Annotated in this window: 23 protein-coding genes and 1 tRNA gene; 13 read left to right on the top strand and 11 right to left on the bottom strand. The window is 62.7% G+C overall.

Annotation, left to right across the window (positions count from 1 at the left end; translation table 11 throughout):
- The first annotated feature begins 53 nt into the window (after positions 1-53).
- Both hfq and hflX read left to right on the top strand, forming a co-directional pair.
- On the top strand, positions 54-299 hold the full coding sequence (gene hfq, locus NKJ58_RS22455) for an RNA chaperone Hfq (protein ID WP_006202172.1): 246 nt from the start codon (positions 54-56) through the stop codon (positions 297-299).
- On the top strand, positions 300-1691 hold the full coding sequence (gene hflX, locus NKJ58_RS22460; RefSeq protein ID WP_023708495.1) for a GTPase HflX: 1392 nt from the start codon (positions 300-302) through the stop codon (positions 1689-1691).
- A 6-nt stretch (positions 1692-1697) separates the two neighbouring features.
- Here hflX and mazG read toward each other — a convergent pair whose 3' ends face one another.
- The 3 genes from mazG to NKJ58_RS22475 all read right to left on the bottom strand — a co-directional run bounded on the left by mazG (position 1698) and on the right by NKJ58_RS22475 (position 4350).
- On the bottom strand, positions 1698-2522 hold the full coding sequence (gene mazG / locus NKJ58_RS22465; protein ID WP_023691283.1) for a nucleoside triphosphate pyrophosphohydrolase: 825 nt from the start codon (positions 2520-2522) through the stop codon (positions 1698-1700).
- Between the two features lie 76 nt (positions 2523-2598).
- On the bottom strand, positions 2599-3783 hold the full coding sequence (locus NKJ58_RS22470) for an amino acid aminotransferase (RefSeq protein ID WP_023816029.1): 1185 nt from the start codon (positions 3781-3783) through the stop codon (positions 2599-2601).
- A 129-nt stretch (positions 3784-3912) separates the two neighbouring features.
- Positions 3913-4350, bottom strand: a complete 438-nt coding sequence (locus NKJ58_RS22475) for a DUF3592 domain-containing protein (protein WP_196814917.1) — start codon at positions 4348-4350, stop codon at positions 3913-3915.
- A gap of 175 nt (positions 4351-4525) precedes the next feature.
- Here NKJ58_RS22475 and NKJ58_RS22480 point away from each other — a divergent pair, with 175 nt between their 5' ends.
- The 8 genes from NKJ58_RS22480 to NKJ58_RS22515 all read left to right on the top strand — a co-directional run bounded on the left by NKJ58_RS22480 (position 4526) and on the right by NKJ58_RS22515 (position 10834).
- Complete coding sequence (locus NKJ58_RS22480; RefSeq protein WP_023668935.1) at positions 4526-5059, top strand: sigma-70 family RNA polymerase sigma factor; 534 nt, start codon at positions 4526-4528, stop codon at positions 5057-5059.
- Positions 5056-5832: an anti-sigma factor family protein gene (locus NKJ58_RS22485; RefSeq protein ID WP_023816031.1), complete on the top strand. Its 777-nt coding sequence runs from the start codon at positions 5056-5058 to the stop codon at positions 5830-5832. Before NKJ58_RS22480 ends, NKJ58_RS22485 begins: the two co-directional genes overlap by 4 nt.
- A gap of 56 nt (positions 5833-5888) precedes the next feature.
- A complete protein-coding gene (locus tag NKJ58_RS22490; protein ID WP_023668937.1) occupies positions 5889-6605 on the top strand; it encodes a Bax inhibitor-1/YccA family protein in 717 nt (238 codons plus the stop codon).
- 174 nt (positions 6606-6779) lie between these two features.
- Positions 6780-7658: an aldose 1-epimerase family protein gene (locus NKJ58_RS22495; protein WP_023668938.1), complete on the top strand. Its 879-nt coding sequence runs from the start codon at positions 6780-6782 to the stop codon at positions 7656-7658.
- A gap of 23 nt (positions 7659-7681) precedes the next feature.
- Positions 7682-8458 (top strand): pyrroline-5-carboxylate reductase, encoded by a 777-nt coding sequence (locus NKJ58_RS22500; RefSeq protein WP_023668939.1) that lies wholly within the window; start codon positions 7682-7684, stop codon positions 8456-8458.
- Between the two features lie 106 nt (positions 8459-8564).
- The gene (locus NKJ58_RS22505; RefSeq protein WP_245261307.1) at positions 8565-9341 is read left to right on the top strand and encodes a DUF8605 domain-containing protein; all 777 of its coding nucleotides are present in this window, start codon (positions 8565-8567) and stop codon (positions 9339-9341) included.
- A gap of 70 nt (positions 9342-9411) precedes the next feature.
- Entirely contained in the window at positions 9412-10314 is a 903-nt protein-coding gene (locus tag NKJ58_RS22510) for an alpha/beta fold hydrolase (protein WP_023682543.1), read from the top strand.
- A 190-nt stretch (positions 10315-10504) separates the two neighbouring features.
- Positions 10505-10834 carry a hypothetical protein gene (locus NKJ58_RS22515; protein ID WP_023696110.1) on the top strand — a complete coding sequence of 110 codons (330 nt, stop codon included), beginning with the start codon at positions 10505-10507 and terminating at the stop codon, positions 10832-10834.
- Positions 10835-10910: 76 nt separating this feature from the next.
- Here the strand turns inward: NKJ58_RS22515 and NKJ58_RS22520 are convergent, their stop codons facing one another.
- Positions 10911-11147 carry a hypothetical protein gene (locus NKJ58_RS22520; protein ID WP_023805225.1) on the bottom strand — a complete coding sequence of 79 codons (237 nt, stop codon included), beginning with the start codon at positions 11145-11147 and terminating at the stop codon, positions 10911-10913.
- Between the two features lie 746 nt (positions 11148-11893).
- Here NKJ58_RS22520 and NKJ58_RS22525 point away from each other — a divergent pair.
- The gene (locus NKJ58_RS22525; protein ID WP_023736650.1) at positions 11894-12655 is read left to right on the top strand and encodes a GNAT family N-acetyltransferase; all 762 of its coding nucleotides are present in this window, start codon (positions 11894-11896) and stop codon (positions 12653-12655) included.
- Between the two features lie 23 nt (positions 12656-12678).
- On the opposite strand, the gene NKJ58_RS22530 is transcribed toward NKJ58_RS22525, so the two are convergent.
- The 7 genes from NKJ58_RS22530 to NKJ58_RS22560 all read right to left on the bottom strand — a co-directional run bounded on the left by NKJ58_RS22530 (position 12679) and on the right by NKJ58_RS22560 (position 20197).
- On the bottom strand, positions 12679-13488 hold the full coding sequence (locus tag NKJ58_RS22530; RefSeq protein WP_023805224.1) for an MBL fold metallo-hydrolase: 810 nt from the start codon (positions 13486-13488) through the stop codon (positions 12679-12681).
- Positions 13489-13491: 3 nt separating this feature from the next.
- Positions 13492-14280, bottom strand: coding sequence for a TatD family hydrolase (locus NKJ58_RS22535; protein ID WP_023805223.1), 789 nt, complete (start codon positions 14278-14280; stop codon positions 13492-13494).
- Positions 14280-15830 (bottom strand): methionine--tRNA ligase, encoded by a 1551-nt coding sequence (gene metG, locus NKJ58_RS22540; RefSeq protein WP_023824940.1) that lies wholly within the window; start codon positions 15828-15830, stop codon positions 14280-14282. The genes NKJ58_RS22535 and metG overlap by 1 nt, the downstream gene beginning before the upstream one ends.
- 90 nt (positions 15831-15920) lie before the next feature.
- A complete protein-coding gene (locus NKJ58_RS22545) occupies positions 15921-16976 on the bottom strand; it encodes a DNA polymerase III subunit delta' (protein WP_023745049.1) in 1056 nt (351 codons plus the stop codon).
- Positions 16973-17647, bottom strand: coding sequence for a dTMP kinase (gene tmk / locus NKJ58_RS22550; RefSeq protein WP_023701723.1), 675 nt, complete (start codon positions 17645-17647; stop codon positions 16973-16975). The genes NKJ58_RS22545 and tmk overlap by 4 nt, the downstream gene beginning before the upstream one ends.
- Positions 17648-17719: 72 nt before the next feature.
- Positions 17720-18886 carry a D-alanyl-D-alanine carboxypeptidase family protein gene (locus NKJ58_RS22555; protein ID WP_023805221.1) on the bottom strand — a complete coding sequence of 389 codons (1167 nt, stop codon included), beginning with the start codon at positions 18884-18886 and terminating at the stop codon, positions 17720-17722.
- A gap of 102 nt (positions 18887-18988) precedes the next feature.
- Complete coding sequence (locus tag NKJ58_RS22560; RefSeq protein ID WP_352853838.1) at positions 18989-20197, bottom strand: septal ring lytic transglycosylase RlpA family protein; 1209 nt, start codon at positions 20195-20197, stop codon at positions 18989-18991.
- 245 nt (positions 20198-20442) lie between these two features.
- On the opposite strand from NKJ58_RS22560, the gene NKJ58_RS22565 reads away from it, so the two are divergent.
- Together NKJ58_RS22565 and NKJ58_RS22570 are read left to right on the top strand one after the other, a co-directional pair.
- Entirely contained in the window at positions 20443-20973 is a 531-nt protein-coding gene (locus tag NKJ58_RS22565; RefSeq protein ID WP_488377180.1) for an MgtC/SapB family protein, read from the top strand.
- A 212-nt stretch (positions 20974-21185) separates the two neighbouring features.
- Positions 21186-21275: transfer RNA gene (locus NKJ58_RS22570), tRNA-Ser, on the top strand.
- Positions 21276-21320 lie beyond the last annotated feature (45 nt).

Genomic DNA, 21320 nt, shown 5'->3' on the forward strand with positions numbered 1-21320 from the left:
TAATTTGGCGCATTAGCCTGCAAACCGAAGGGGATCGGCGAAAGACAAGAACAATGGCGGAACGATCGCAAAACCTTCAGGACCTGTTCCTGAATTCTGTTCGCAAGAGCAAAAATCCACTCACCATCTTTCTCATCAACGGCGTCAAGCTGACCGGCGTGGTCACTTCCTTCGACAATTTTTGTGTTCTGCTGCGCCGTGACGGCCACTCCCAGCTCGTCTACAAGCATGCCATTTCCACGATCATGCCGAGCCAGCCGGTTCAGATGTTCGATGGCGAGGAAAGCCAGGGCGCCTGATTGGCACGTGAAAAAGACGCGGACCGCGGCGTCCGCGGGAAACCAGCACATAATTCCGGGACGGAAGCCACAGGTCCGACCCGGGCGGTTGTCATTGTGCCGGTGCTTACCCGGCATCAGCGCAACGATGACGAAACGAACCGTCCACGGCTGACGCGTTCGGCGGATGCGCGCCACGACGAAGCGGTCGGCCTTGCCCGCGCCATCAACCTGGATCTGATCCACACGGCGGTGGTCACCGTCAACGATCCACGCCCGGCAACCTTGCTCGGCAGCGGCAAGGTCGCGGAATTCGCCGAGATCGTCAAAGAGGGTCACGCGGAGGTGGTCATCGTCGACCATCCGCTGACGCCGGTGCAGCAGCGCAATCTCGAAAAAGAAATGAATGCCAAGGTGCTCGACCGCACCGGATTGATCCTGGAGATTTTTGGCGAGCGCGCGCGGACCAAGGAGGGCACGCTGCAGGTCGAACTTGCCCATCTCAACTACCAGAAGGGCCGTCTGGTGCGGAGCTGGACCCACCTTGAACGCCAGCGCGGCGGAGCCGGCTTCCTCGGCGGCCCCGGCGAAACCCAGATCGAGTCGGACCGGCGGCAGCTGCAGGAAAAAATCATCAAGCTCAAGCATGAGCTGGAAACGGTGCGCCGCACCCGCGACCTGCACCGCGCCAAGCGCAAGAAGGTGCCGTTCCCGGTGGTGGCGATTGTCGGCTACACCAATGCCGGAAAGTCGACGCTGTTCAACCGGCTGACCGGGGCCGACGTGCTGGCCGAAGACATGCTGTTTGCAACGCTCGACCCGACGCTGCGCCGCGTGCGCCTGCCGCACGGCACGCCGATCATCCTGTCGGACACAGTCGGCTTCATTTCGGACCTGCCGACGCATCTGGTCGCCGCCTTCCGCGCCACGCTGGAAGAGGTCGTCGAGGCCGATCTGGTCATCCATTTGCGTGATATCTCAGATCCGGATACGGCCGCCCAGGCCGAGGACGTCGAGCGCATCCTTGCCGATCTCGGTGTCGACGCTGGCGATGCGAACCGGGTCATCGAGGTGTGGAACAAGGTCGACCTTCTCGACGACGGCAACCGGGAGCGCCTGCTCGCCGACGGCACTGACGCCAACAAGGCGCCGCCGATCGCCATCTCGGCGGTCACCGGCGAAGGCATCGATGCGCTGAAGGCGCTGATCGAGACCAGGATGTCGGGCGAACTCGAGGAATTGACGGTGACGATCGAACCGCCGCAGTTCGGCCTTGTCGACTGGCTATACCGCAATGGCGACGTCGTTTCGCGGGTAGACAATGAGGATGGCAGCGCGACCATCGCACTCAAGGCCACGCACACCGCCCGGCAAGAGATCGAAAGCCGATTGCACCGCAAAAACAGGCAGTAAGCCTGATTATTTCACGCCCTTGGCCTGCTGCCAGAGCACTTCCATCTCGTCCAGCGTGGCTTTTTCGAGCGTGCTTCCCGATGCATCGATCGCGCGCTCGACATAGTGGAAGCGCGAGCGGAACTTTTCGTTGGTGCCGCTAAGCGCCGCTTCCGAATCGAGCTTGAGGTGACGCCCCAGATTGACGACGGCAAACAGCATGTCGCCGAATTCGTCCTTGATCTCAGCCGTTTCGCCCTTAGCCAGTGCCTCGCGCAGCTCGCCGATCTCTTCCTCGATCTTGTCGAGGATGGGTGCTGCCTCGCTCCAGTCGAAACCGACACGCGCTGCCTTTTCCTGCAGCTTCAGCGCACGAGTCAAAGCGGGCAGGGCGACGGGCACGCTGTCCAGGAAACCCTTGCCATGGTCTTCGGGGTCGAGGCCGCGGGCGAGGCGCGCACTTCGCTTTTCGGCTTTTTCCTCAGCCTTGATCTTTTCCCACATGCCCTTTGCCATGCCGGCGTTGCGCGCCTTCTCGTCGCCGAAGACATGCGGATGGCGCCGGATCATCTTGGTGGTGATGGCCTCGACCACATCACCGAAGGCAAAATCGCCGGCTTCCTCAGCCATCTGCGCGTGGTAGACGACCTGCAGCAGGAGATCGCCTAATTCGTCGCGCAGATCGTCGAGATCGCCGCGCGCAATGGCGTCGGCCACCTCATAGGCTTCCTCGATCGTATAGGGCGCGATGGTCGAGAAATCCTGTTCGATGTCCCAGGGACAACCGGTCTTCGGCGCCCTGAGCGCCGCCATGATCTCGATCAGCCGGGAAATGTCGCGCGAAGGTTTCATGCGGCGAATGCTATCCCGCTGCCTGTCGTGCGGCCAACGGCGTCAGCCGGAGAGGGGAGATTGTCCACAGCGAGCTTCAGCCGAGTACCGACACAACCGCCTTGGCGAGGTCATCCATGCCGTCCTCGGGCAGGCCGGCGACGTTGATGCGGCTGTCGCCGACCATGTAGACGCCATACTCGGCACGCAGCCGCTCGACTTGCGCCTCGGTCAGGCCAAGCCTGGAAAACATGCCGCGATGGCTGGCGATGAAGTCGAAGCGGTCGGAGTTGGACTGCCGGCGCAGCGCGTCGGCGAACTGGACGCGCAGCCTCAGCATGCGCAGCCGCATCTCCTCCAGCTCCGCCTCCCAGTCGGCGCGAAGGCCATCATCTTCCAGCACCATGCGCACGGCGGCGGCGCCATGGTCCGGCGGCATCGAATACATGGCGCGCGCCGCCGCCAGCATCTGGCTCATCGCCACATCGGCTTGCGCACCATCCTTCGCCAGGATCATCGCCGCGCCGACGCGGTCGCGGTAGACGGCAAAGTTCTTCGAGCAGCTCGAGGCAACGACCATTTCAGGCACCTTGCCCGCGAGAAGGCGCAAGCCGGCCGCATCGGCGTCCAGGCCTTCGCCAAAGCCCTGATAGGCAATGTCGACAAAGGGCAACAGCCCGCGCTCGACGACAAGATCGGTGACGCTGGCCCATTGCGCGATATCGAGATTGGCGCCGGTCGGGTTATGGCAGCAGCCATGCAGCAGCACGATATCGCCGGGCTCGGCTGCGCCAAGCGTTGCCAGCATCTCGTGGAAGCGCACCGCGCCCGAAACGGCATCGAAATAGGGATAATCGCGCACCTTGAGGCCGGCCCCGCGCATCACCGGCGGGTGGTTCGGCCATGTCGGGTCCGACAGCCAGACGGTTGCGTCGGGGCGGGTCCGCTTCAACAGCTCCGCCACCAGCCGCAGCGCGCCGGAACCGCCAGGCGCTTGCGCGGCGCGGATGCGCGTCATGTCGGCAGCGGGGCCGAAGGCCAGCTTGACCATCGCCGTGTTGAAGCCGGTGTCGCCGGCAAGGCCGAGATAGGTCTTGGTGTCCTGGTCCTGCAGCAACCGCTTCTCGGCCTCGCGCAGGGCGCGCATGACCGGCGTCCTGCCGTCGCGGTCCTTGTAGACGCCGACGCCGAGATCGATCTTGCCGGGGCGCGGATCGGCGCGATAGAGGCCGATCAAGGCGATGATCTTGTCGGCCGGGGCAGGTTGCAGGGTCTCGAACATCAATACGGCTCCAATGGCGGCGGAGTAATACGCAAAGCGGCCGCGTTTCGCCAGTGCTTCCATCTGCGCCAGTCCGCTAGCGTACTGGACCGTTACGCCAAGCTTTGTCTGTACGGCAGGGGTCGGCGGCTATGGCGACGAGTTCATTCCAATCCGCCGGATAAGCACCCGTCCAATCACGGCGAGACCGATGCCGGTCAGCAGGGAGAAACCGCCGAGCATGCCGGCCAGCCCGGCAAGGAACCAGCGTCCGGCGAAGCTGTCGACGGAGGCATTTTGCGGATTGGTTGGGTCGTAAGCGACAGGGACGCTGTCGCCATCACCCCAGAACGAGCTGTGGACGGCATTGTTGAAGCGGATGACGGTGCCGTCGGCGGTCGAGAACTCGATGCGGGGATTGTATTCGGCGGCGACAATCCTGCCTGTCGCCGAAGCGGTACGAGGGCCGTACATCTCGACGATGGCCAGCACGCCGGAAGCGATCAGTCCGACAATGCCAAAGATGATGAACACCCTGCCGACGATCGGCAACGCTGCAAAACCCGTTACACGACTACCATTGGCCATCTTTTGCTCCTGGGACAGACGGATAAGGCTAGACTTCATCCATAAAGCAAACATCTGCCGCACGGGAGATGGGTAAGTGCGCAGCGGACTTCTGATTGCATGATGCCTATTGTGGCGACGCAAAAAAGTTTTGGTGGCGATGGATTAAGATCCCCGCCTGTTTCGTAAACGGGGCATGAAACGGTCGATGCCACGCTTCGATATTGTCGGACAGCTGGGTTCGCTCAGGCGCTACGCACGCTCGCTGACGCGCGACGGCACTGACGCCGAGGATCTGGTGCACGATGCGCTGGTGCGCGCCTACGAGCGGCGCGACACATTCCGCTCGGGCGGCAATCTGCGGGCATGGTTGCTGTCGATCGTCCACAACGCTTTCATCGACAAGATGCGCTCGCGCCGGTCGGAATCAGCGCGTGTCGAGCAGGCCGGCTATCTCACCGATGCCAGCACGCCGGCGCCGCAGGAACATTCCGTGCGACTGGCGCAGGTGCGCGAGGCCTTTTTCAGTCTGCCGGAGGAGCAGCGTTCGGCGCTGCATCTGGTCGCCATCGAGGGCCTTTCCTACCAGCAGGCCGCCGACGCCAGCGGGGTGCCGCTGGGCACGCTGATGTCGCGTATCGGCAGGGCGCGCGCAGCACTGCGCGAGATGGAAAACGCTGCACCTTCGCCGGCCAAAAGCCATCTGAGGATCGTGGGAGACCCATCATGACCGACCTGTTGCGGGACCCGGTGACCGATACCGATCTCGACGCCTATGTCGACGACCAGCTGGATGTCGCGCGCCGCATCGAGGTCGAGGCGTTCCTGTCGGCTCGTCCGGAGGCTGCGGCGCGGGTGATGTCCGACTTGAGGACGCGCGACGAACTGCGCCTGGCGCTGGCTGCTTCCACAGGCATGGCGCGGCCGGCGACGACTGAAGTCGCGCGCCGGCTGGGCAGGGGGCTGGCCAGTCGCCGCGTCTTCGCCGTGCTGCAGCGGGCGGCCGCGGTCGCCATCTTTGTCGCTGCCGGCTGGCTGGCGAACGGCCTCTTCGGGCCGCTGCTGGTGACCAAGGTCGTGGCTTCGCCGCCGCCGCCCGCCTATGTCGAAGAAGCGATCCGGGCGCACAAGACGACGCTCATGCGCGAGGCGATGCCCTCGCAGCTGGAGGCGCCCAACTACAATGGCGACGAAATCCGCGCCGCCACCGCAATCGTCATGCCATCGCTGCCCAAGGACTGGAAGGTCCGCGACGTCCAGATCTATCCGTCGCGCTTCGGGCCGAGCGTCGAGGTGGCGCTGGAGACGAAGGATATGGGGCTGGTCTCGCTGTTTGCGATCCGGCCCGGAACCTTCGACGTGGTCAAGCCTGCCATCGCGCCCTCCGGCGACATCTCCTCTGCCTATTTCCAGATCGGCGAGGTCGCGTACGCGGTCGTCGCGCGCAGCGATGTCCACGACCTCGACCGCACCGTCGAGACGCTTGCCAAGACACTTTACTGATCAGGACACTTTACTGATCAAGACGCTTTACTGAGACCACATAAGGAGAACCCGCAATGAATACCCCTGACCTCGGATACCGCATGGGCACTGGCGCGCGCGCCGGCGCCGTCTATGACGAGGGCCTGCGCAGCCACATGCTGCGCGTCTACAATTATATGGGCATCGGCCTCGTCGTCACCGGCATCGTTGCCATGGTGGTGTCCTCGACGCCGGCCCTCTACGTGCCGATCTTTTCCAGCCCGCTGAAATGGGTGGTGATGCTGGCGCCGCTCGCCTTCGTGCTGTTGTTTTCGTTCAAGATGCAGACGATGTCGGCGGCGAGCGCCCAGTTGATGTTCTGGGCCTTCTGCGCGGTGATGGGCCTGTCGCTGGCTTCGGTGTTCCTGGTCTTCACCGGCACCAGCATCGCGCGCACCTTCTTCATCACCGCCACCATGTTCGGCGCCACCAGCCTCTACGGCTACACGACCAAGCGCGACCTGACCCAGTTCTCGTCGTTCCTGATCATGGGTCTGATCGGCGTGGTGATCGCCAGCGTCGTCAACATCTTCCTCGGCTCGACCGCGCTGCAGTTCGCCATTTCGGTGATCGGCATCGCGGTGTTCGTTGGCCTGACCGCCTGGGACACGCAGACGATCAAGGAACAGTATGCTGAGAATTTCGACGCGGAATCGCAGCAGAAGCTCGCCGTCTTCGGCGCGCTGTCGCTCTACCTGAACTTCGTCAACATCTTCCAGCTGCTGCTGAACTTCACCGGCGAACGCGAATAGTCGAACCGTAGCAAGGCAACAATCTCGATCTCGCAGTGGCCGGAGGAGAATCTCCGGCCACTGTCGTTTTGGCGTGGAGACATCGCTCCTCTATCAGCGCGATGTCGCTGCGCCCTTGAGTCCATGCGGGCTTTTGCTAACCTGCCGCTCGCACGCAGCTTTCCGCGAGAACGCATGGAACAAGTGACGCTTCAGGGCGACGGCATCTCGGCAACCATTGTCGGGCAGGGGGCCGAGCTCGTCTCCTTGCGCAATGCCGAGGGTCTGGAGTTTTTGTGGCAGGCCGGGCCGGAATGGCGGCGGCATTCGCCGGTGCTGTTTCCGATCGTCGGCCGGCTGAAGGGGGACCAGCTTCGCCATCGGGGCCGGGTCTATCCCCTGACGCAGCACGGATTTGCCCGCGACAAGCCATTTGTGTGGGCTGACGCGAGCCCCCGATCCTGCACGCTGGTGTTGACCGACGATGCCGATACACGCACGCGCTATCCGTTCGCCTTTCGCCTTGCCATCACCTACACCCTCGAGCGTCGCGAACTTGGTGTGAGCTTCGAGATTGCCAACACCGGCGACGAGACGCTGCCAGCCTCCATCGGTGCACATCCGGCTTTCAATTGGCCATTGCAGCCGGGGCTCGCCAAGACAGACTACCACCTGACCTTTGCCCAGGACGAGCCGGCGCCGATCCGCCGGCTGAAGGATGGCCTGGTGCTGGCTGCACCGCGGCCGACGCCTATCGAAGGCAAAACGCTGGCGCTTTCCGAACAGCTGTTCGAGGCAGACGCCGTGATCCTCGACCGGCCGGCCAGCACCAGCGTGCGCTATGCCGCCGCGAACGGTGCGGCGATCGAGATGTCGTGGCAGGGTTTTAAGGAATTGGGCATCTGGTCGAAGCCGGGCGGCGCTCCGTTCCTGTGCATCGAACCCTGGCACGGGCTTGCCAGCCCCGTGGATTTCGATGGCGAGTTCGCGGACAAGCCGGGCGTGATGCTGATCGCGCCCGGTGAAAAGCGCGTGCTGAGCTATCAGGTACGGCTCGAGCATGCGCCGCTGTGACCGATGAACCAGAGACAGGCGCGATGAAACTTGGCTTCATCGGCACGGGTGCCCTTACAGCGGCCATTGTCAGCGGGCTCAAATCCGTCGCGGATAACTCCGTCTCCGTGCTGCTGTCGCCGCGCAATGAAGAGATCGCCGCAGAGCTGGCAGCCCGTTATCCGGATGTGCGTATCGCTGATGACAATCAGGCGGTTCTCGATCAATGCGACCTGGTCATGCTGGCTGTCCGGCCGCAAATTGCGCATGACGTCCTGCCGGGTTTGCGGTTTCGGCGCGAGCATCACCTCATCAGCTTGATCGCCACGCTGCCGCGCGAGGAGATTGCCCGCTTGACCGCACCCGCGCACCAGGTGACGAAAGCGCTGCCCATGCCGATGATCGCCCACCGGCTGGGGGCAACGATCATCTGCCCGCCGGATGCCACTGTCGCTGCCTTGTTCGGCAATCTGGGGAAAGTGATCGAGGTCGAGAACCCAGCCGAATTCAACGCGTTGAGCGTGGCCACCGCAACCTATGCCAGCTACTTTAGATATCTCGATACGATTAACAGCTGGCTCAAGAGGAATGGCGTGGAGGAAGGGAAGGGGCGCGATTACATCGCCTCGCTTTTCAAAGCCTTGGGATGCGCTCCTGATATGTCGCCGGATGCCGACTTCATGCATCTGGCGCAGGACTATGCGACGCGCGGCGGCATCAACGAACAGGTTCTTCGCGAACTCACGGCGCGAAACATGTTCGAGGCGCTCACCGAGAGCCTGGACGGCGTACACCGGCGCATCGTCGGCGATACGCCTTGATGGGCGGTACCTTGAAATTCCCTGATGATCAGGAGTATGGCTCCAACGGATGTTCCGGACCGTTCGGGAGGGTCGGCGGGTGCCTGGATGCTTGAAATTGGGCTTTGTGGCAGCGGCGCTGGCTGTGCTGATTGTCTTTCCGGTCGCTGCCGCCGACATCGACCGCGCCAGCCTCTACCGCGCGCAATCGGTGACCAGCGGCACTGGCGAGGAGAACCGGGCCTGGGGCCTGGCGCCGTGCCTTGAAGAGGTGCTGGTCAAGGTTTCCGGCGACCCGCGGCTGATCGGCGACCCGCGTGTTGCGGACATGAGCCGGCACGCGGCCGACTATGTCACTGGTGTCGGCTACCGCGACCTGCTCAACAACCGCCCGCCGCATGACGAGCAGGGCACCCACGACCGGCCGCATTACATCACCGCCGATTTCGACCCGGACAAGATCGATGCCTTGCTGGCGTCGCTCGGGCGCAAACCGTGGGCGGTGCCGCGGCCAAAAATGGTCGCACTGCTGGATGTAAGGCCGATGAAAGGCGACGGCTTCACGCTGGTGCGCGATGGCGGCGGCGAGCTTGCGGCGGATATGCGCGTTGCGCTGGCGGACGCGGCGCACCGGACCGGTTTGCCGCTGGAGTTGCCTCGGCCGTCCGACGTCGCGCTCGCCGACGTGGCCAACACGCTGGATGGGGACGCCCTGCTTGCCGGCACTTTGGTATGGCGCCAGGAAGCGCTGGGCTGGGTCGGCGACTGGCGGCTCAGCTTCAAGGATAAGGAGTATCGCTGGCAGGTACGTGGCGTCAGTTTCGACGATGCGTTCCGCAACGCCACGCGCGGAACGCTGCAGATCCTGTCGGGCAATGGAGAGCCGGAAGCCGTCACGCCCTGACTTCAAGGGAACCTTCTTGCCCGAGCGCCGTAAACAAAGTGGCGGGCAAGCTTTGAGCAAGGAGGTATAATTGCAACATCGCCGGATCGACATTGACGGAAACAGCATCTTCTATCGCGAAGACGGCCCGCCTGATGCTCCCGTCCTTCTCCTGCCGCACGGCTATCCGTGCTCGTCCTATCAATTCCGACGGTTGATGCCGGCACTTGCCGATCGCTGGCATACATTCGCGCCGGACTTTCCCGGCTTTGGCTACAGCGGCACGCCCGAAATGTCGGACTTTGGCTATGATTTCGATGCCTATGCCGGGTTTCTGACAGCTTTCGCCGATGCGCTCGGCACGTCGCGCTATGCGCTCTGGCTGCACGATTATGGCTCTCAGATCGGACTGCGCCACGCCATCGCACATCCCGAGCGCATCGCGGCACTCATCATCCAGAACGGCGATATATACCAGGATGTTCTCGGGCCGAAATACGCTGGGATAAAAGCCTATTGGAAGGAAAAGACGCCCGAAAAGCACCGGCCGTTGGAAGAGGCGGTAAGCGAGAAGGGCTTCCGGCACGAGTTTGTCGGAGAGGTGGATTACGCTGTAGCCGAGCGCGTGCCTCCCGATCTTTGGAAACTCCACTGGCCTTTGATGGACACGCCGATCCGCCGGCGGCTCGCGGTCGGCCTGATGGAGAAGCTGGAGGCGAACCTCGGCTGGTTCCCGCGCTATCAGAGCTATCTGCGCGAGCACCAACCGCAAACGCTCATCGTCTGGGGCCCCGAGGATGGTTACATGCCGGCACAATCGGCGCATGCCTACCAGCGCGATTTGCGGGAAGCGGAGCTTCATCTGATCGATGGCGCCGGCCACTGGTTGCTCGAAACGCATTTCGATGAGGCACTTCCGCTGGTGCGCGATTTCCTGGCGCGCGTCCACAGTCAGGAAGCGAAAGGGACGGGCAGGGCGGCCGGCCGGGCGTAGACCCCTCCGTTGCGGTCATCGGATCGATCTGCAACCATGGCGTCATGATAGAAAAGTCTGCCGCGCCCTGGCCTCTGCTGCAAATCGCGATCGAGCCGAAGTCGCGGGCCGATCAGGAGAAGCTGCTTGTCACTTCGTCCAAGCTCGCGCCTGACGACCGCGACCCGTCCGCTGCCATGGCCATGGCCAGATGACGTCGCCAAAATTCTCCTCGCGGGCAGGGTTCCTTGTCGGCCTCGGCATCACGCCCGTCGCCTTTTTCCTGGCGCTCTATTCGGCCGGAGCCGGGCATGGCGACTATGGGCTGGCGCGACTTCTCTATCCGGTCCCCATGCTGGCAACGCTGTTGACCAACACAACGATCACCGGCCTTTCCATCGGATTGGCTGCGCTGCAGTTTCCTGCCTATGGGGCATTTGTTGCGGGCGCCGGCGGCTCCAGATGGCTGGCCCTTGGCGTCTTCCATCTTGTTGCAATCGCAGCAGCCTTCAGCGGCCTCCTGGAAAGCTTCTCGGGATGACGCTCCTGTTCGTTATCCTGGTGCCAGCCCGTCGAGCAGGAAGTCGAGGCCTTTGCGAAAGGCGCCATCCCAATCGCTAAGGGGAGAGGGGGGAATCGACCTGAAGCAGCCGCTCGTTAATGAGGCGATCATCCCATACCTGCACCTCGATGAACTTGTCATACTTCATCGTTGGATCGGTCTTCCAGCGCTCACCGGGCATCCCAAATTCGGCCACGACGGCTTCGATCTCACCAAGAGTAAACACTTGCCCGTGGTATCGCTTTCGTTGGGGGCGAAGATCGTCACGCGTCGCGATCGGAAGACTTGCCATGCTGTCTGGATAGGTGAAAGTGAGCGTCTCCGGTGGGAACTCTCGCAGTCGCATAACGAGTGAGCTTGGCCGTGACGGGTCTTTGCCGTCGGCAAAGTCGCCAAGCTAAGAAATAGACCGGACGCTCTAGCTTCGTGGGCCCAAGCAGTCGGCGCCGTTCTCGAATGAGCCATTCCTCCGTTAATCGTCGCCTCTCCAAGTAGTTTGCTTTGATAGCGCGCAGCCCAGACGCTCTGATCTCGTCAAGAACCCGTTCTGCCTGCTCTTCGGACAGCTCGCAAATATTTCTGCACGGTCCTCGACGGGGATCGTAGTTGTGAGTGATGACCTCGGGGAACGATTGCATTCGGGGAAGCTATACGAACCGCGCGTCAGCAGGCCAGATCGCTGGCAGATGGATGCCCCTGAGGGTACCCGTTGGGACGTTGTCGGCAAATCATGCGTTGTATCGCAACCATGGGATGGTGGGATGGTGACCGCCCAGTGAGCGCCGGCCTGCATCTCAGTCAGCAGGGCGTATATTGGCACGCCGCTAATGGAAGCAGCAGCCACATATGAAAGTCGCATAAGATAGATTATGGAACTTATGCATCAGGCCGCAGCTGGGAAAGGACGCGGACTTTCATAGAGCGTTTCAGATTTTGACAGAAGCGTGAGAGTGGTTTTGTGATTCAAGATGCTGGCTGGATCGGAGGCCAGCATCAGATGACTTGGCATGAGCCGTTGGCCAACGCTACGCTGTGTCGATGACGACAGGAAAGCGTGACATCGAAGCGGCGATCGAAGTGTTCGTGCACGGCTTCAGCACCGACAAGAGCCGCACCTTTCCATACGAAGCCAGCCGCGTCGGACCCTTGTGGCTGATGCGCGATGCCGAGCGCAAGAATGCACGCGACTACCGTGGCGAAGAATGGATCGTCCATGACGTCGCCGCCGAGGAAGCCGATGCCATCGTGCGGCAGCATGCGCGGCCGGGCTTTGCCGTTTCGGTCGTGATCGCGAATGACGGCCCGGACGAACCAACGCGAACGGCCTACAAGGCGCTCGGCTACCGGCTGCTGCGGACGGAAGGCTTTTTCATCCAGTCGCTGCGCCAAATTCCAGACCCGCCAGCAATCGTCTCTATCGAACGCGTGAGGACGGCTGAACGCGCTGCACAACTGGGAAAGGTCATACGCAGGCGGCCACTTCCAGACGATCAACTCGGCGACGATGCGCCGTTTCGCCAGTATGTGGCGCTCGATGGCGACGCCATCGTCGGGCGTGTGCGCAGCATAGACGCCGTCGGCGCCACATGGTGCTCGGCAATGTTTGTCGAGCCTTCGCACCGGCGTCGAGGCATCGGCCAGGCGCTGATGGCCAAAATGCTGCATGACGACAAAGCGCATGGGTCGCGGTGCTCGATGCTGTTGGCGACGCGTGCCGGAGCGCTGCTTTATCCCCGCATGGGCTATGAGCGGATTGGAACGCTGTTGATCTTCGCGCCGAAGAACCGAACGTCCTTATAAAGATCTGCTCGTATCATGCTGTCTCATAAAGGAATTTCGATCACCATGCCGTCATAGGCCGGAGTGACGTTGGCCGGCACCTCGGCCTTCACCGTGGCATAGTCGAGCGGCACATGCATATGCGTCAGCACGGCCTGTTTCGGCGCCAGTTTTTCAATCCAGCCAAGCGCCTGAACGAGCGACAGATGACTGGGATGGGTATGGTACTGCAAGGCATCGATGACCAGCATTTCCAGGCCGCGCAGCCGCTCGGCGGTGGCATCCGGGAAGTCGCTTATATCGGGGCAGTAGGCCAGCCCGCCGATGCGGAAGCCGAGCGAAATGATGTCGCCATGGATCTGCGGCAGCGGCTCGAGGGTGAGGGCACCGCCCTCGCCTTCGATCGTCACCGCCCTTGCGTGATCGATGATGTGCGGCCTGACGATCGGCGGATAGGAACTGCCAAACGGCGTCTCGAAGCAATAGCCGAACGCTTCGCGCAGCCTGAGCATGGTCGGCTGGTCGGCATGGACATCGATCAAATGGCGCTGCTCCAGCACGTAGCCGCGCAGATCGTCGATGCCGTGGATGTGGTCGGCGTGCGGATGCGTATAGACGACGGCGTCGATGCGCCGGACGGCCGCCATCAGCATCTGCTCACGGAAATCAGGCCCGGTGTCGATGACGACCGTGGTTCTGGCGCCGTTGGCTGCTATCCGCTCGACGAGCGCGGCTGAGCGTGTACGCCGGTTTTTCGGATTGGCCGGGTCGCAATTGCCCCAATCGCCGGTGATGCGCGGCGTGCCAGGTGACGAGCCGCAGCCGAGGATGGTGAGGCGCAGCCGGTCGCTCATGCGTCAGAGCCCGGCGGGCCGCGGCATCTTGCCGAACAGCCGGAAGAAGTTCGCCGTCGTCAGCGTCGCGATCTCGGCTTCGCCAACGCCGACCGTCTCCGCCAGCACCTTGGCTGTATGCGCGACATAGGCCGGCTCGTTGCGTTTGCCGCGGAACGGCACCGGCGCCAGATACGGTGCGTCGGTCTCGACCAGCAGCCGGTCATGCGGCACATCGGCTGCGATGGCGCGTAAATCGGCTGAGTTCTTGAAGGTCAGTATGCCCGAGAAGGACACATAGCCACCAAGCTTGACGCCCACGTCGGCCAGCCGTCGCCCCGACGAAAAACAATGCAGGATGAAGGGGAAGGCGCCCTTCCCTGTTTCGTCTTCGAGGATGGCAGCCATGTCGTCATCGGCATCGCGCGAATGGATCACCAGCGGCAAGCCGGTCTCGCGCGCGGCCGCTATGTGAGTACGAAAGCCCTGCGCCTGCGCATCGCGTGGCGCCTTGTCGTAAAAATAGTCGAGCCCGGCCTCGCCGATCGCCACCACCTTCGGGTGCGCGGACAGGCGCACAAGGTCCTCAGCCGTCACATCCAGCTCTTCGCCGGCATTGTGAGGATGAGTGCCGACCGAGCAATAGATTTCGTCGAAACTCTCGGCAATCTCAAGCACTTGCGCAAACCGCTTCACGCGTGTCGAGATGGTCACCATGTGACCTATACCGGCAGCCTTGGCGCGGGCGACGATGGCCGCCCGCTCCTCGGTGAAATCCGGAAACTCGAGATGGCAATGGCTGTCGACGAGCATCAGGCGCTCGCCTCAGGGTTTTCGACATAACGCGGAAACACGCCCTCCGGCGCGGGCAGCGCCGTGCCGGGCACCAGCGCATAGTCGGCATGGACATGCGCGAAGTCGCGCGTGTCCGCCGGCACCGCCAGCAGATCGAGCAGCTTGCCGGCCGACCCCGGAATGTAGGGCTGGCACAGCAATGCCACGCGCCGCACCAGTTCGGCGGTCGTCCACAGCACCGTTTCCATGCGCGCCGGATCGGTCTTCTTCAGCGCCCAGGGTGCCTGCGAGGCGAAGTAGCGATCCGCTTCCGCCACAACGCCGAAGATCGCCGCCAACGCGAGATGGATGCCCTGTTCCGCCATCGCCTGGCGCGCGGTACCCAGCGCTTCCACCGCCTGGTCGAGGATCGCGCTGTCGGCTTCGGTCAGCTCGCCGCGATGCGGCACCACGCCGCCGCAGTTCTTGGCGATCATCGACAGCGAGCGCTGCGCCAGATTGCCGAGACCGTTGGCGAGATCGGCATTGGTGCGGTTGACGATCGCGTCATGGCTGTAGCTGCCGTCCTGGCCGAATGGCACCTCACGCAAGAAGAAATAGCGCACCTGGTCGAGGCCGTAGTGCTCGACCATGGTGAAGGGGTCTACGACATTGCCGACCGACTTCGACATTTTCTCGCCGCGGTTGAACAGGAAGCCATGCGCGAAGACGCGCTTCGGCAGTTCGATGCCGGCCGACATCAGGAAAGCCGGCCAGTAGACGGCATGGAAGCGGACGATGTCCTTGCCGATAATGTGCGTGGCCGGCCAGTAGCGCCATTGCTCGGCCTTGGTGTCGGGATAGCCGGCAGCGGTGATGTAGTTGGTCAGGGCATCGACCCAGACATACATCACATGCTTGTCGTCGCCCGGCACCGGCACGCCCCAATTGAAGGTCGTGCGCGAGATCGAGATATCCTTGAGGCCGGACCTGACGAAGCTCATCACCTCGTTGCGACGCTCGGCCGGACCGACGAAATCGGGCTGGCTTTCGTACAGCGCAAGCAATTTGTCCTGATAGGCGGAAAGCCTGAAGAAGTAGCTTTCCTCCTCATTCCATTCGACCGGCGAGCCAAGTGGCTCGCGGCGCACGCCGTCGTCGCCGAGCGTGGTTTCGCTCTCTTCGAAATAGGCTTCCTGGCGGACCGAATACCAGCCGCTATAGCGGTCAAGATAGATGTCGCCATTGGCCGCCATAGCCTTCCAGATCGCCTGGCACGACTCGTAGTGGCGTGGTTCCGTCGTGCGGATGTAGTCATCATTCGAGCCGCCCAGGACCTCTGTCATCGAACGGAAGATCGCCGAGTTGCGGTCGGCAAGCGCGAGTGGCGTTATGCCTTCCTTCTCGGCCGTCTGCTGCATCTTGAGGCCATGTTCGTCGGTGCCGGTGAGGAAGAGCACGTCCTTGCCGTCCAGGCGCTGGAAGCGGGCCAGCGCGTCGGTTGCAATGACTGTATAGGCGTGGCCGATATGCGGCTTGCCGTTCGGATAGAAAATCGGTGTTGTGATGTAGAATGTGTCGCGTGACATGAATTAACCGTCATGAATGGCCGAATGAATGTGAGCGGTGGATATCGCATCGAGACGGCGATTGCCATCCCGCCCCAATGCCGAAACCGGTCACATTCGCATTGCGGAATTCAGGCGGTCGATCATGGTCAAGGCGTGCTGCTTCTTGTCAAGATTGTAGGTATCGGTCTCAGATATGGCGTTCAGCGCCTCGTGCCAAGTGTCGGACAGCGTTTTCGCCCGCGCGAGATCCCCAGCCAGCGCGGCTTCACTGGCGCCGGTGGAGAGCAGATCGAGCGCGCGGCGGTTGAAGATGTCGAACTGGATCGCCTGGTCGCGGCCGGCGACGGCCTCGGCAAGGCGATAGGCGCCGGCGATGTCGCTCCTGCCCGACGTGACCAGGGCGTCGAGCGTGCCGGCAATCTCCAGCCCGCCATATTGGGTCAGAAGGATCGCATTGCGGGCGCTGCCCCCTGCCCGTTCCGCCAGTGCCGCGCGCGCGGCAGGATCGGAAGGTGGCGGCGGCTCGACGGTTTCCAGAACGCTCATCAGGCTGCCGGCATCGAGCGGCGTCAGCCGCACCATCTGGCAGCGCGAGCGGATGGTCGGCAAAAGGCTGCCCGGCGCATGCACGATGAGGATGAACAGCGTGCGGCTCGGCGGCTCCTCGAGGTTCTTCAGCAAGGCATTGGCGGCGTTGGTGTTCATGTCGTCGGCCGGATCGACGATCACCACCCGGTAGCTGCCGTCATGCGAGGTCAGCGACAGGAAGCGGTTGACCTTGCGGATCTCGTCGACGGTGACGACCGTCTTGAAGCTCTTGGTCTTGTCGTTCAGCGGCCTGGTCAGATGCAGCACGCCGGGATGCGCCCCGGTGGCGATCTGGCGAAACAGCGATGAGGCCGGATCGGGAACGGCAAACACATCCGGCGCCTGGTCGAAGGCCGGATGCTTCAACAGATGGTGCGCCAGGTGAAAGGCAAGCGTCGCCTTGCCGATGCCGATCGGCCCGGCAAAGATCACCGCATGCGGCAGTTTTCCCGAGCGATAGGCGGCAGCGAGCATCGCGGCCGCCTGCTCATGGCCGACCAGGCGCAGCGTCTCGGACGGCTCCGGTACACCGTCCAGCGTGTCGTGCTGCTCGGGAGCGATGCGTTCGAAGATCATGCGGGCGCCGCCTGTCGGTTGCGAGCGGGCGCCCTCGCCTCAAGTGCGGCGAACACCACCGCGGTGATGACATCCTCCACCGTAGCGGGAGGCGCCGACGCGTCGATCACGATGCAGCGGTCCGGCTCGGCGGTTGCGATCGCCAGGAAGGCGTCACGGCGGCGCTGGTGGATGTCCAGCGTCTCCTTTTCGAAGCGGTCCGGACCGTCCTCGGCGCCACGCCGCGCGGCGGCGCGCCGCAAGCCCTCGGCGGGGTCAATGTCAAGGATCAGCGTCATGTCCGGCATCATGCCGTTGATGGCGACCTCCTCCAGAGCTTCCATGAAAGCCGGATCGAGGCCGCCGGTGACGCCCTGATAGACGCGCGACGAATCCAGGAAACGGTCGCAAAGCACGATGGAGCCGCGCTCCACCGCCGGCCGGATGACCTGCTCGACATGGTCGGAGCGCGCGGCGGCAAACAGCAGCGCCTCCATCTTCGGCCCGAAAGGCTCGGCGGCGCCGGACAGGAGCACGTGCCTGACCGCCTCGGCGCCGGGTGACCCCCCGGGTTCGCGGGTGAGGAGGACATCGTATTTCTTGGCGCGCATCTTCTGGGCCAGCCGTTCGATCTGCGTCGACTTGCCGGCGCCCTCGCCGCCTTCGAAGGTGATGAAAAATCCGCTTGCCAATCGAAAGGCCTTTGTCCTGCTTTGCGCTGGTGTCTTAGTCCGCGCCCGAGAAAAGGTCCACGCCGCAGGAACTCAACGCAGCCAGCCTACGGCCAGTTCCCTGGCGGCATCAAACGCGCGTTGCGGCAGTGTGCCGACGCCGACCGATTCGGCGGCGAAAAGCGGCGTTTCCTGGCTCAGCGTATCGCCGATCCAGACGCGCAGCGCGCCGACGGGTTGCCCCTCCTCCACCGGCGCCGATACCGGCCCCTGATAGACGATCCTGGCGGTCAGCTTGTCGCGGTTGGCGATCGGCAGCAGGACGTCGATCGGCGCCTTTGCCTTCAGCGCTACGCTGGATTTGGCGCCGCCGAACACCTGTGCCTCGCCGACCACTTCGTTGCTGGCGAAAATCTCGGTCTTCTCGAAGGAGCGGACGCCCCATTCGAGCAGCTTGCGCGCTTCCTCGGCGCGCTCGCGATCATTGGCCAATCCGCTCATCGCCGCGAACACCCTGGTCCCGTCATGGCTGACCGAGCCGACGATGCCGAAACCGCCCGCCTCACTCGACCCGACCGCCAGCCCATCGGCACCGATGCCCATGGCCAGCAACGGGTTGCGGTTCTTTTGCGAGATCTTGTTCCAGGTGAAATCGGCCCGGCCGTAATAGAGATAGAGATCCGGATATTCGCGCCATATATGCAGGCCAAGCTGCGCCAGTTCGCGCACCGTCGTCTGCTGGCCGTCGGCCGGCAGGCCAGTCGAATTGACGAATGTCGATTTCGCGAGCCCGATCTTGCGGGCGCGATCGTTCATCTGCGCCGCGAAATTCTCTTCCGAACCGGCCATGCCTTCGGCCAGCACCATGCAGCCGTCATTGGCGGCCTGTATGGTGACCCCCTGGATCAGATCCTCGACCCGGATCGCCGATTTGAGCTTGGCAAACATGGTCGACGTTCCCGAAGGCGCACCGCCCTTGCGCCAGGCATTTTCCGAAACCACGAAGGTGTCGTCGAGGCTCATGCGCTTCGACTTGATGGCGTTGAAGACCATCTCCATGGTCATCAGCTTGGCCATCGAGGCCGGCGGGATCGGTTGATCTGCATCCTTGGAAAACAGCACCGTGCCTGTCTCGGCATCGATCATGAATGCCTGCGTGGCCTTGGTCTCAAAAAGCTGCGCGTTGGCCGGAACCAGCGCGGCAAGCAAGAAGCCAAGGCCAAAAAGCCCGGCAAAAGGGTGGAAAAGGCGAAATCGCATGAAGAGGCTCGACTGTTAGCCGGCAGAAACTTGCCGCAACGCTATCAGGCTTCTTCCCGGCGGATCAACCGCGCAATGACAAAACCGGCGTGCCTTTGTTGGTCAGTTGCGCACAGCCAGCGCGTCCGGCGCGCCATGCGACCATGCCGCGCGCAAGAGGTCGTCGACATTGCCATGGCCATCCGGATAGAGATTGACCGCGTACCAGTCATTGCCGTCGAGTTCGGTGCTCTGGATTTCGGTCCTGCCGAACGGTTCGAGAGCCGCAGCCACCCGCTTTGCCTCGGCAGCATCGTCGAAGGAGCCGGCGGCGACATAGTCGGAAACGGCAGGCGATGCCTGCGGGTTGGATTTCTTCCACGATTGCAGGATGTCGGCTGGCGACATGCCCTGGCCGTCAAGCGCTGCAAAGACGTCGGCGCGCTGTACGCGCTCATCCGCATAGGAGAGCGAAGCCATGGCAAAGGGCGATTCCGGGCGCTGAGGCACGATCGGCCCGAATTCAGGCAGCGTCACATCGCTTGAGGCCGGTGCCTGCATCGACATCACTGGCTGTGTGTCGGAATTCGTCAACTGACCAGGAAACGGCACTACGGCAGGTGGTGCGCCAACAGATAGGCTCGGCGAAGGTCCGTTCATCGCCACCATGACGCCGGTCGGCAAGCCATCGGACTGGTCCGGGCGGTTGTTGCCCGGGCGATAGGAGGCGACCAGATATTGGTCGTCGTCGCCGTCGAGCGGCGCGCGGCCGATATATTCCACTTTGACCCTGGCCGTGCCGACCTTGGCATAGTCGAGCATTTGCGCGGCGCGTTCCGAGACATCGATGATGCGTCCCTCATGATAGGGGCCGCGGTCGTTGACGCGCACGATGACCGAGCTTCCGGTCTCGGTGTTCGTGACACGGGCGTAGCTTGGCAGCGGCATGGTCGGATGCGCCGCCGTCAGATGGGTCATGTCGTAGACTTCGCCATTGGCTGTGAGACGACCGTGGAAGGCATCGCCATACCAGGAGGCGAGACCGACCTTGGCGTAGCGCTTGTCTTCCTTGGGGTAATACCACTTGCCGCGCACCTGATAGGGCTTGCCCAACTGGTCGCGGCCGCCGCCGCGCCGCATGTACTGAACGCGCGGGCTGGCCTTCACACCGTATTCGGTCTCGGCAAAATATTCCTTCGAGCGAGGCTTCTTGTAGACCATGGCTTTCGGCTCGGACTGCGGCGACGCGCACGCGGCCAGCAACGCAGCCGAAAGAGCGCACAACACCAAAGCAGGAGCGCGACGAAGACGCCGATGCGTCGTGGTCTGCATGTTTTCCGATGTCCCCTACCGTCTCGACACAGGCGCCGCTTCTAGAATTTCGGCGGAGCCAGATGAGCAATGCCTGCGACGCGCCAATCCCCATCCCTTGTGCGCAGGAATTGTTTATCAGCGTATTAATCGATTGTGTCCGGAACCGGGCAGGAATGTGGCGGAGTTCTTGGGTCGGTCGGGCCTGTGGAGAGGCATCCGAGACCTAGCCCCAGGCCCTTGGAGCCTGAATGTGAATCTACGGCATGAAGCGCGGCTGCCTGGAACCGACCGACCCGAGATACGTTCTGCGCCTCATGGATGAATTCATTGAACGTTTCGGGCAACAGACGTGGCTGCCCTTTTCCGTAATTTCAGCCAGGCTTTTGCTCGCGGCCGTCCTTGGCTCCATCGTTGGGATCGAACGCGAATGGCGTAACCGACCGGCCGGATTGAGGACACACATCCTGGTCTGTGTTGCGACGGCTCTAATTGCTATCCTCACGATCGAGATTACTCATCTTCACGTCTTCGATGGTCAGGAAATCGCCATTGATCCTATCCGCTTGATCGAAGCCACGACTGCCGGCGTGGCATTTCTGGCCGCGGGCTTGATCTTCTTCTCCAAGGGCGAGGTTCAAGGGCTTACCACCGGGGCGGGCATGTGGCTGGCAGGCGCCATAGGCCTGGCGGTTGGGCTCGGGTTCTGGCAGATCGCGGCTTTGGCAACTGTGCTCGCACTTGTCGTGCTGGGCCTTCTGCAACTGGTGCAGGTCGGCAGCAAGGATCGCAATTAGAGCCCTTGCGCTCGAAAGAAACGGGCTCGCAGCTCCGTTCGGGCACCGAACGCCACCCCCTATTATCCATGGCAGCGCCGATGGTTGACTTGGCGCTGGGCAACGCTCTAGAGAAATGAACCGCAAGCTGGTCCGGAAGCATAGGTATCATTCGATACCAACTGTCGTTCACTGGGTCGGTTGATGTTCCTGAATGATTGAAAAATCACGATGGAGGGATGGCCGAGCGGTTTAAGGCACCGGTCTTGAAAACCGGCGTGGGTGCAAGCCCACCGTGGGTTCGAATCCCACTCCCTCCGCCATTTCTCTGACATTATCTTTTTGAAACAACAGCTTAATTCTGATTT

This window comes from Mesorhizobium sp. M0139, assembly GCF_040322455.1.
GTDB lineage: Bacteria > Pseudomonadota > Alphaproteobacteria > Rhizobiales > Rhizobiaceae > Mesorhizobium.

What these genes read in the sequence shown, in the direction of transcription:
- NKJ58_RS22560 (WP_352853838.1), bottom strand. Translation starts at nt 20,197, where the DNA reads ATGCAGACCACGACGCATCGGCGTCTTCGTCGCGCTCCTGCTTTGGTG.
- NKJ58_RS22500 (WP_023668939.1), top strand. Translation starts at nt 7,682, where the DNA reads ATGAAACTTGGCTTCATCGGCACGGGTGCCCTTACAGCGGCCATTGTC.
- NKJ58_RS22565 (WP_488377180.1), top strand. Translation starts at nt 20,443, where the DNA reads ATGAAGCGCGGCTGCCTGGAACCGACCGACCCGAGATACGTTCTGCGC.
- mazG (WP_023691283.1), bottom strand. Translation starts at nt 2,522, where the DNA reads ATGAAACCTTCGCGCGACATTTCCCGGCTGATCGAGATCATGGCGGCG.
- NKJ58_RS22555 (WP_023805221.1), bottom strand. Translation starts at nt 18,886, where the DNA reads ATGCGATTTCGCCTTTTCCACCCTTTTGCCGGGCTTTTTGGCCTTGGC.
- NKJ58_RS22530 (WP_023805224.1), bottom strand. Translation starts at nt 13,488, where the DNA reads ATGAGCGACCGGCTGCGCCTCACCATCCTCGGCTGCGGCTCGTCACCT.
- hfq (WP_006202172.1), top strand. Translation starts at nt 54, where the DNA reads ATGGCGGAACGATCGCAAAACCTTCAGGACCTGTTCCTGAATTCTGTT.
- NKJ58_RS22515 (WP_023696110.1), top strand. Translation starts at nt 10,505, where the DNA reads ATGACGTCGCCAAAATTCTCCTCGCGGGCAGGGTTCCTTGTCGGCCTC.
- NKJ58_RS22475 (WP_196814917.1), bottom strand. Translation starts at nt 4,350, where the DNA reads ATGGCCAATGGTAGTCGTGTAACGGGTTTTGCAGCGTTGCCGATCGTC.
- NKJ58_RS22535 (WP_023805223.1), bottom strand. Translation starts at nt 14,280, where the DNA reads ATGCTCGTCGACAGCCATTGCCATCTCGAGTTTCCGGATTTCACCGAG.
- metG (WP_023824940.1), bottom strand. Translation starts at nt 15,830, where the DNA reads ATGTCACGCGACACATTCTACATCACAACACCGATTTTCTATCCGAAC.
- NKJ58_RS22545 (WP_023745049.1), bottom strand. Translation starts at nt 16,976, where the DNA reads ATGATCTTCGAACGCATCGCTCCCGAGCAGCACGACACGCTGGACGGT.
- NKJ58_RS22525 (WP_023736650.1), top strand. Translation starts at nt 11,894, where the DNA reads ATGACGACAGGAAAGCGTGACATCGAAGCGGCGATCGAAGTGTTCGTG.
- NKJ58_RS22520 (WP_023805225.1), bottom strand. Translation starts at nt 11,147, where the DNA reads ATGGCAAGTCTTCCGATCGCGACGCGTGACGATCTTCGCCCCCAACGA.
- NKJ58_RS22495 (WP_023668938.1), top strand. Translation starts at nt 6,780, where the DNA reads ATGGAACAAGTGACGCTTCAGGGCGACGGCATCTCGGCAACCATTGTC.
- NKJ58_RS22480 (WP_023668935.1), top strand. Translation starts at nt 4,526, where the DNA reads ATGAAACGGTCGATGCCACGCTTCGATATTGTCGGACAGCTGGGTTCG.
- NKJ58_RS22470 (WP_023816029.1), bottom strand. Translation starts at nt 3,783, where the DNA reads ATGTTCGAGACCCTGCAACCTGCCCCGGCCGACAAGATCATCGCCTTG.
- NKJ58_RS22485 (WP_023816031.1), top strand. Translation starts at nt 5,056, where the DNA reads ATGACCGACCTGTTGCGGGACCCGGTGACCGATACCGATCTCGACGCC.
- NKJ58_RS22490 (WP_023668937.1), top strand. Translation starts at nt 5,889, where the DNA reads ATGAATACCCCTGACCTCGGATACCGCATGGGCACTGGCGCGCGCGCC.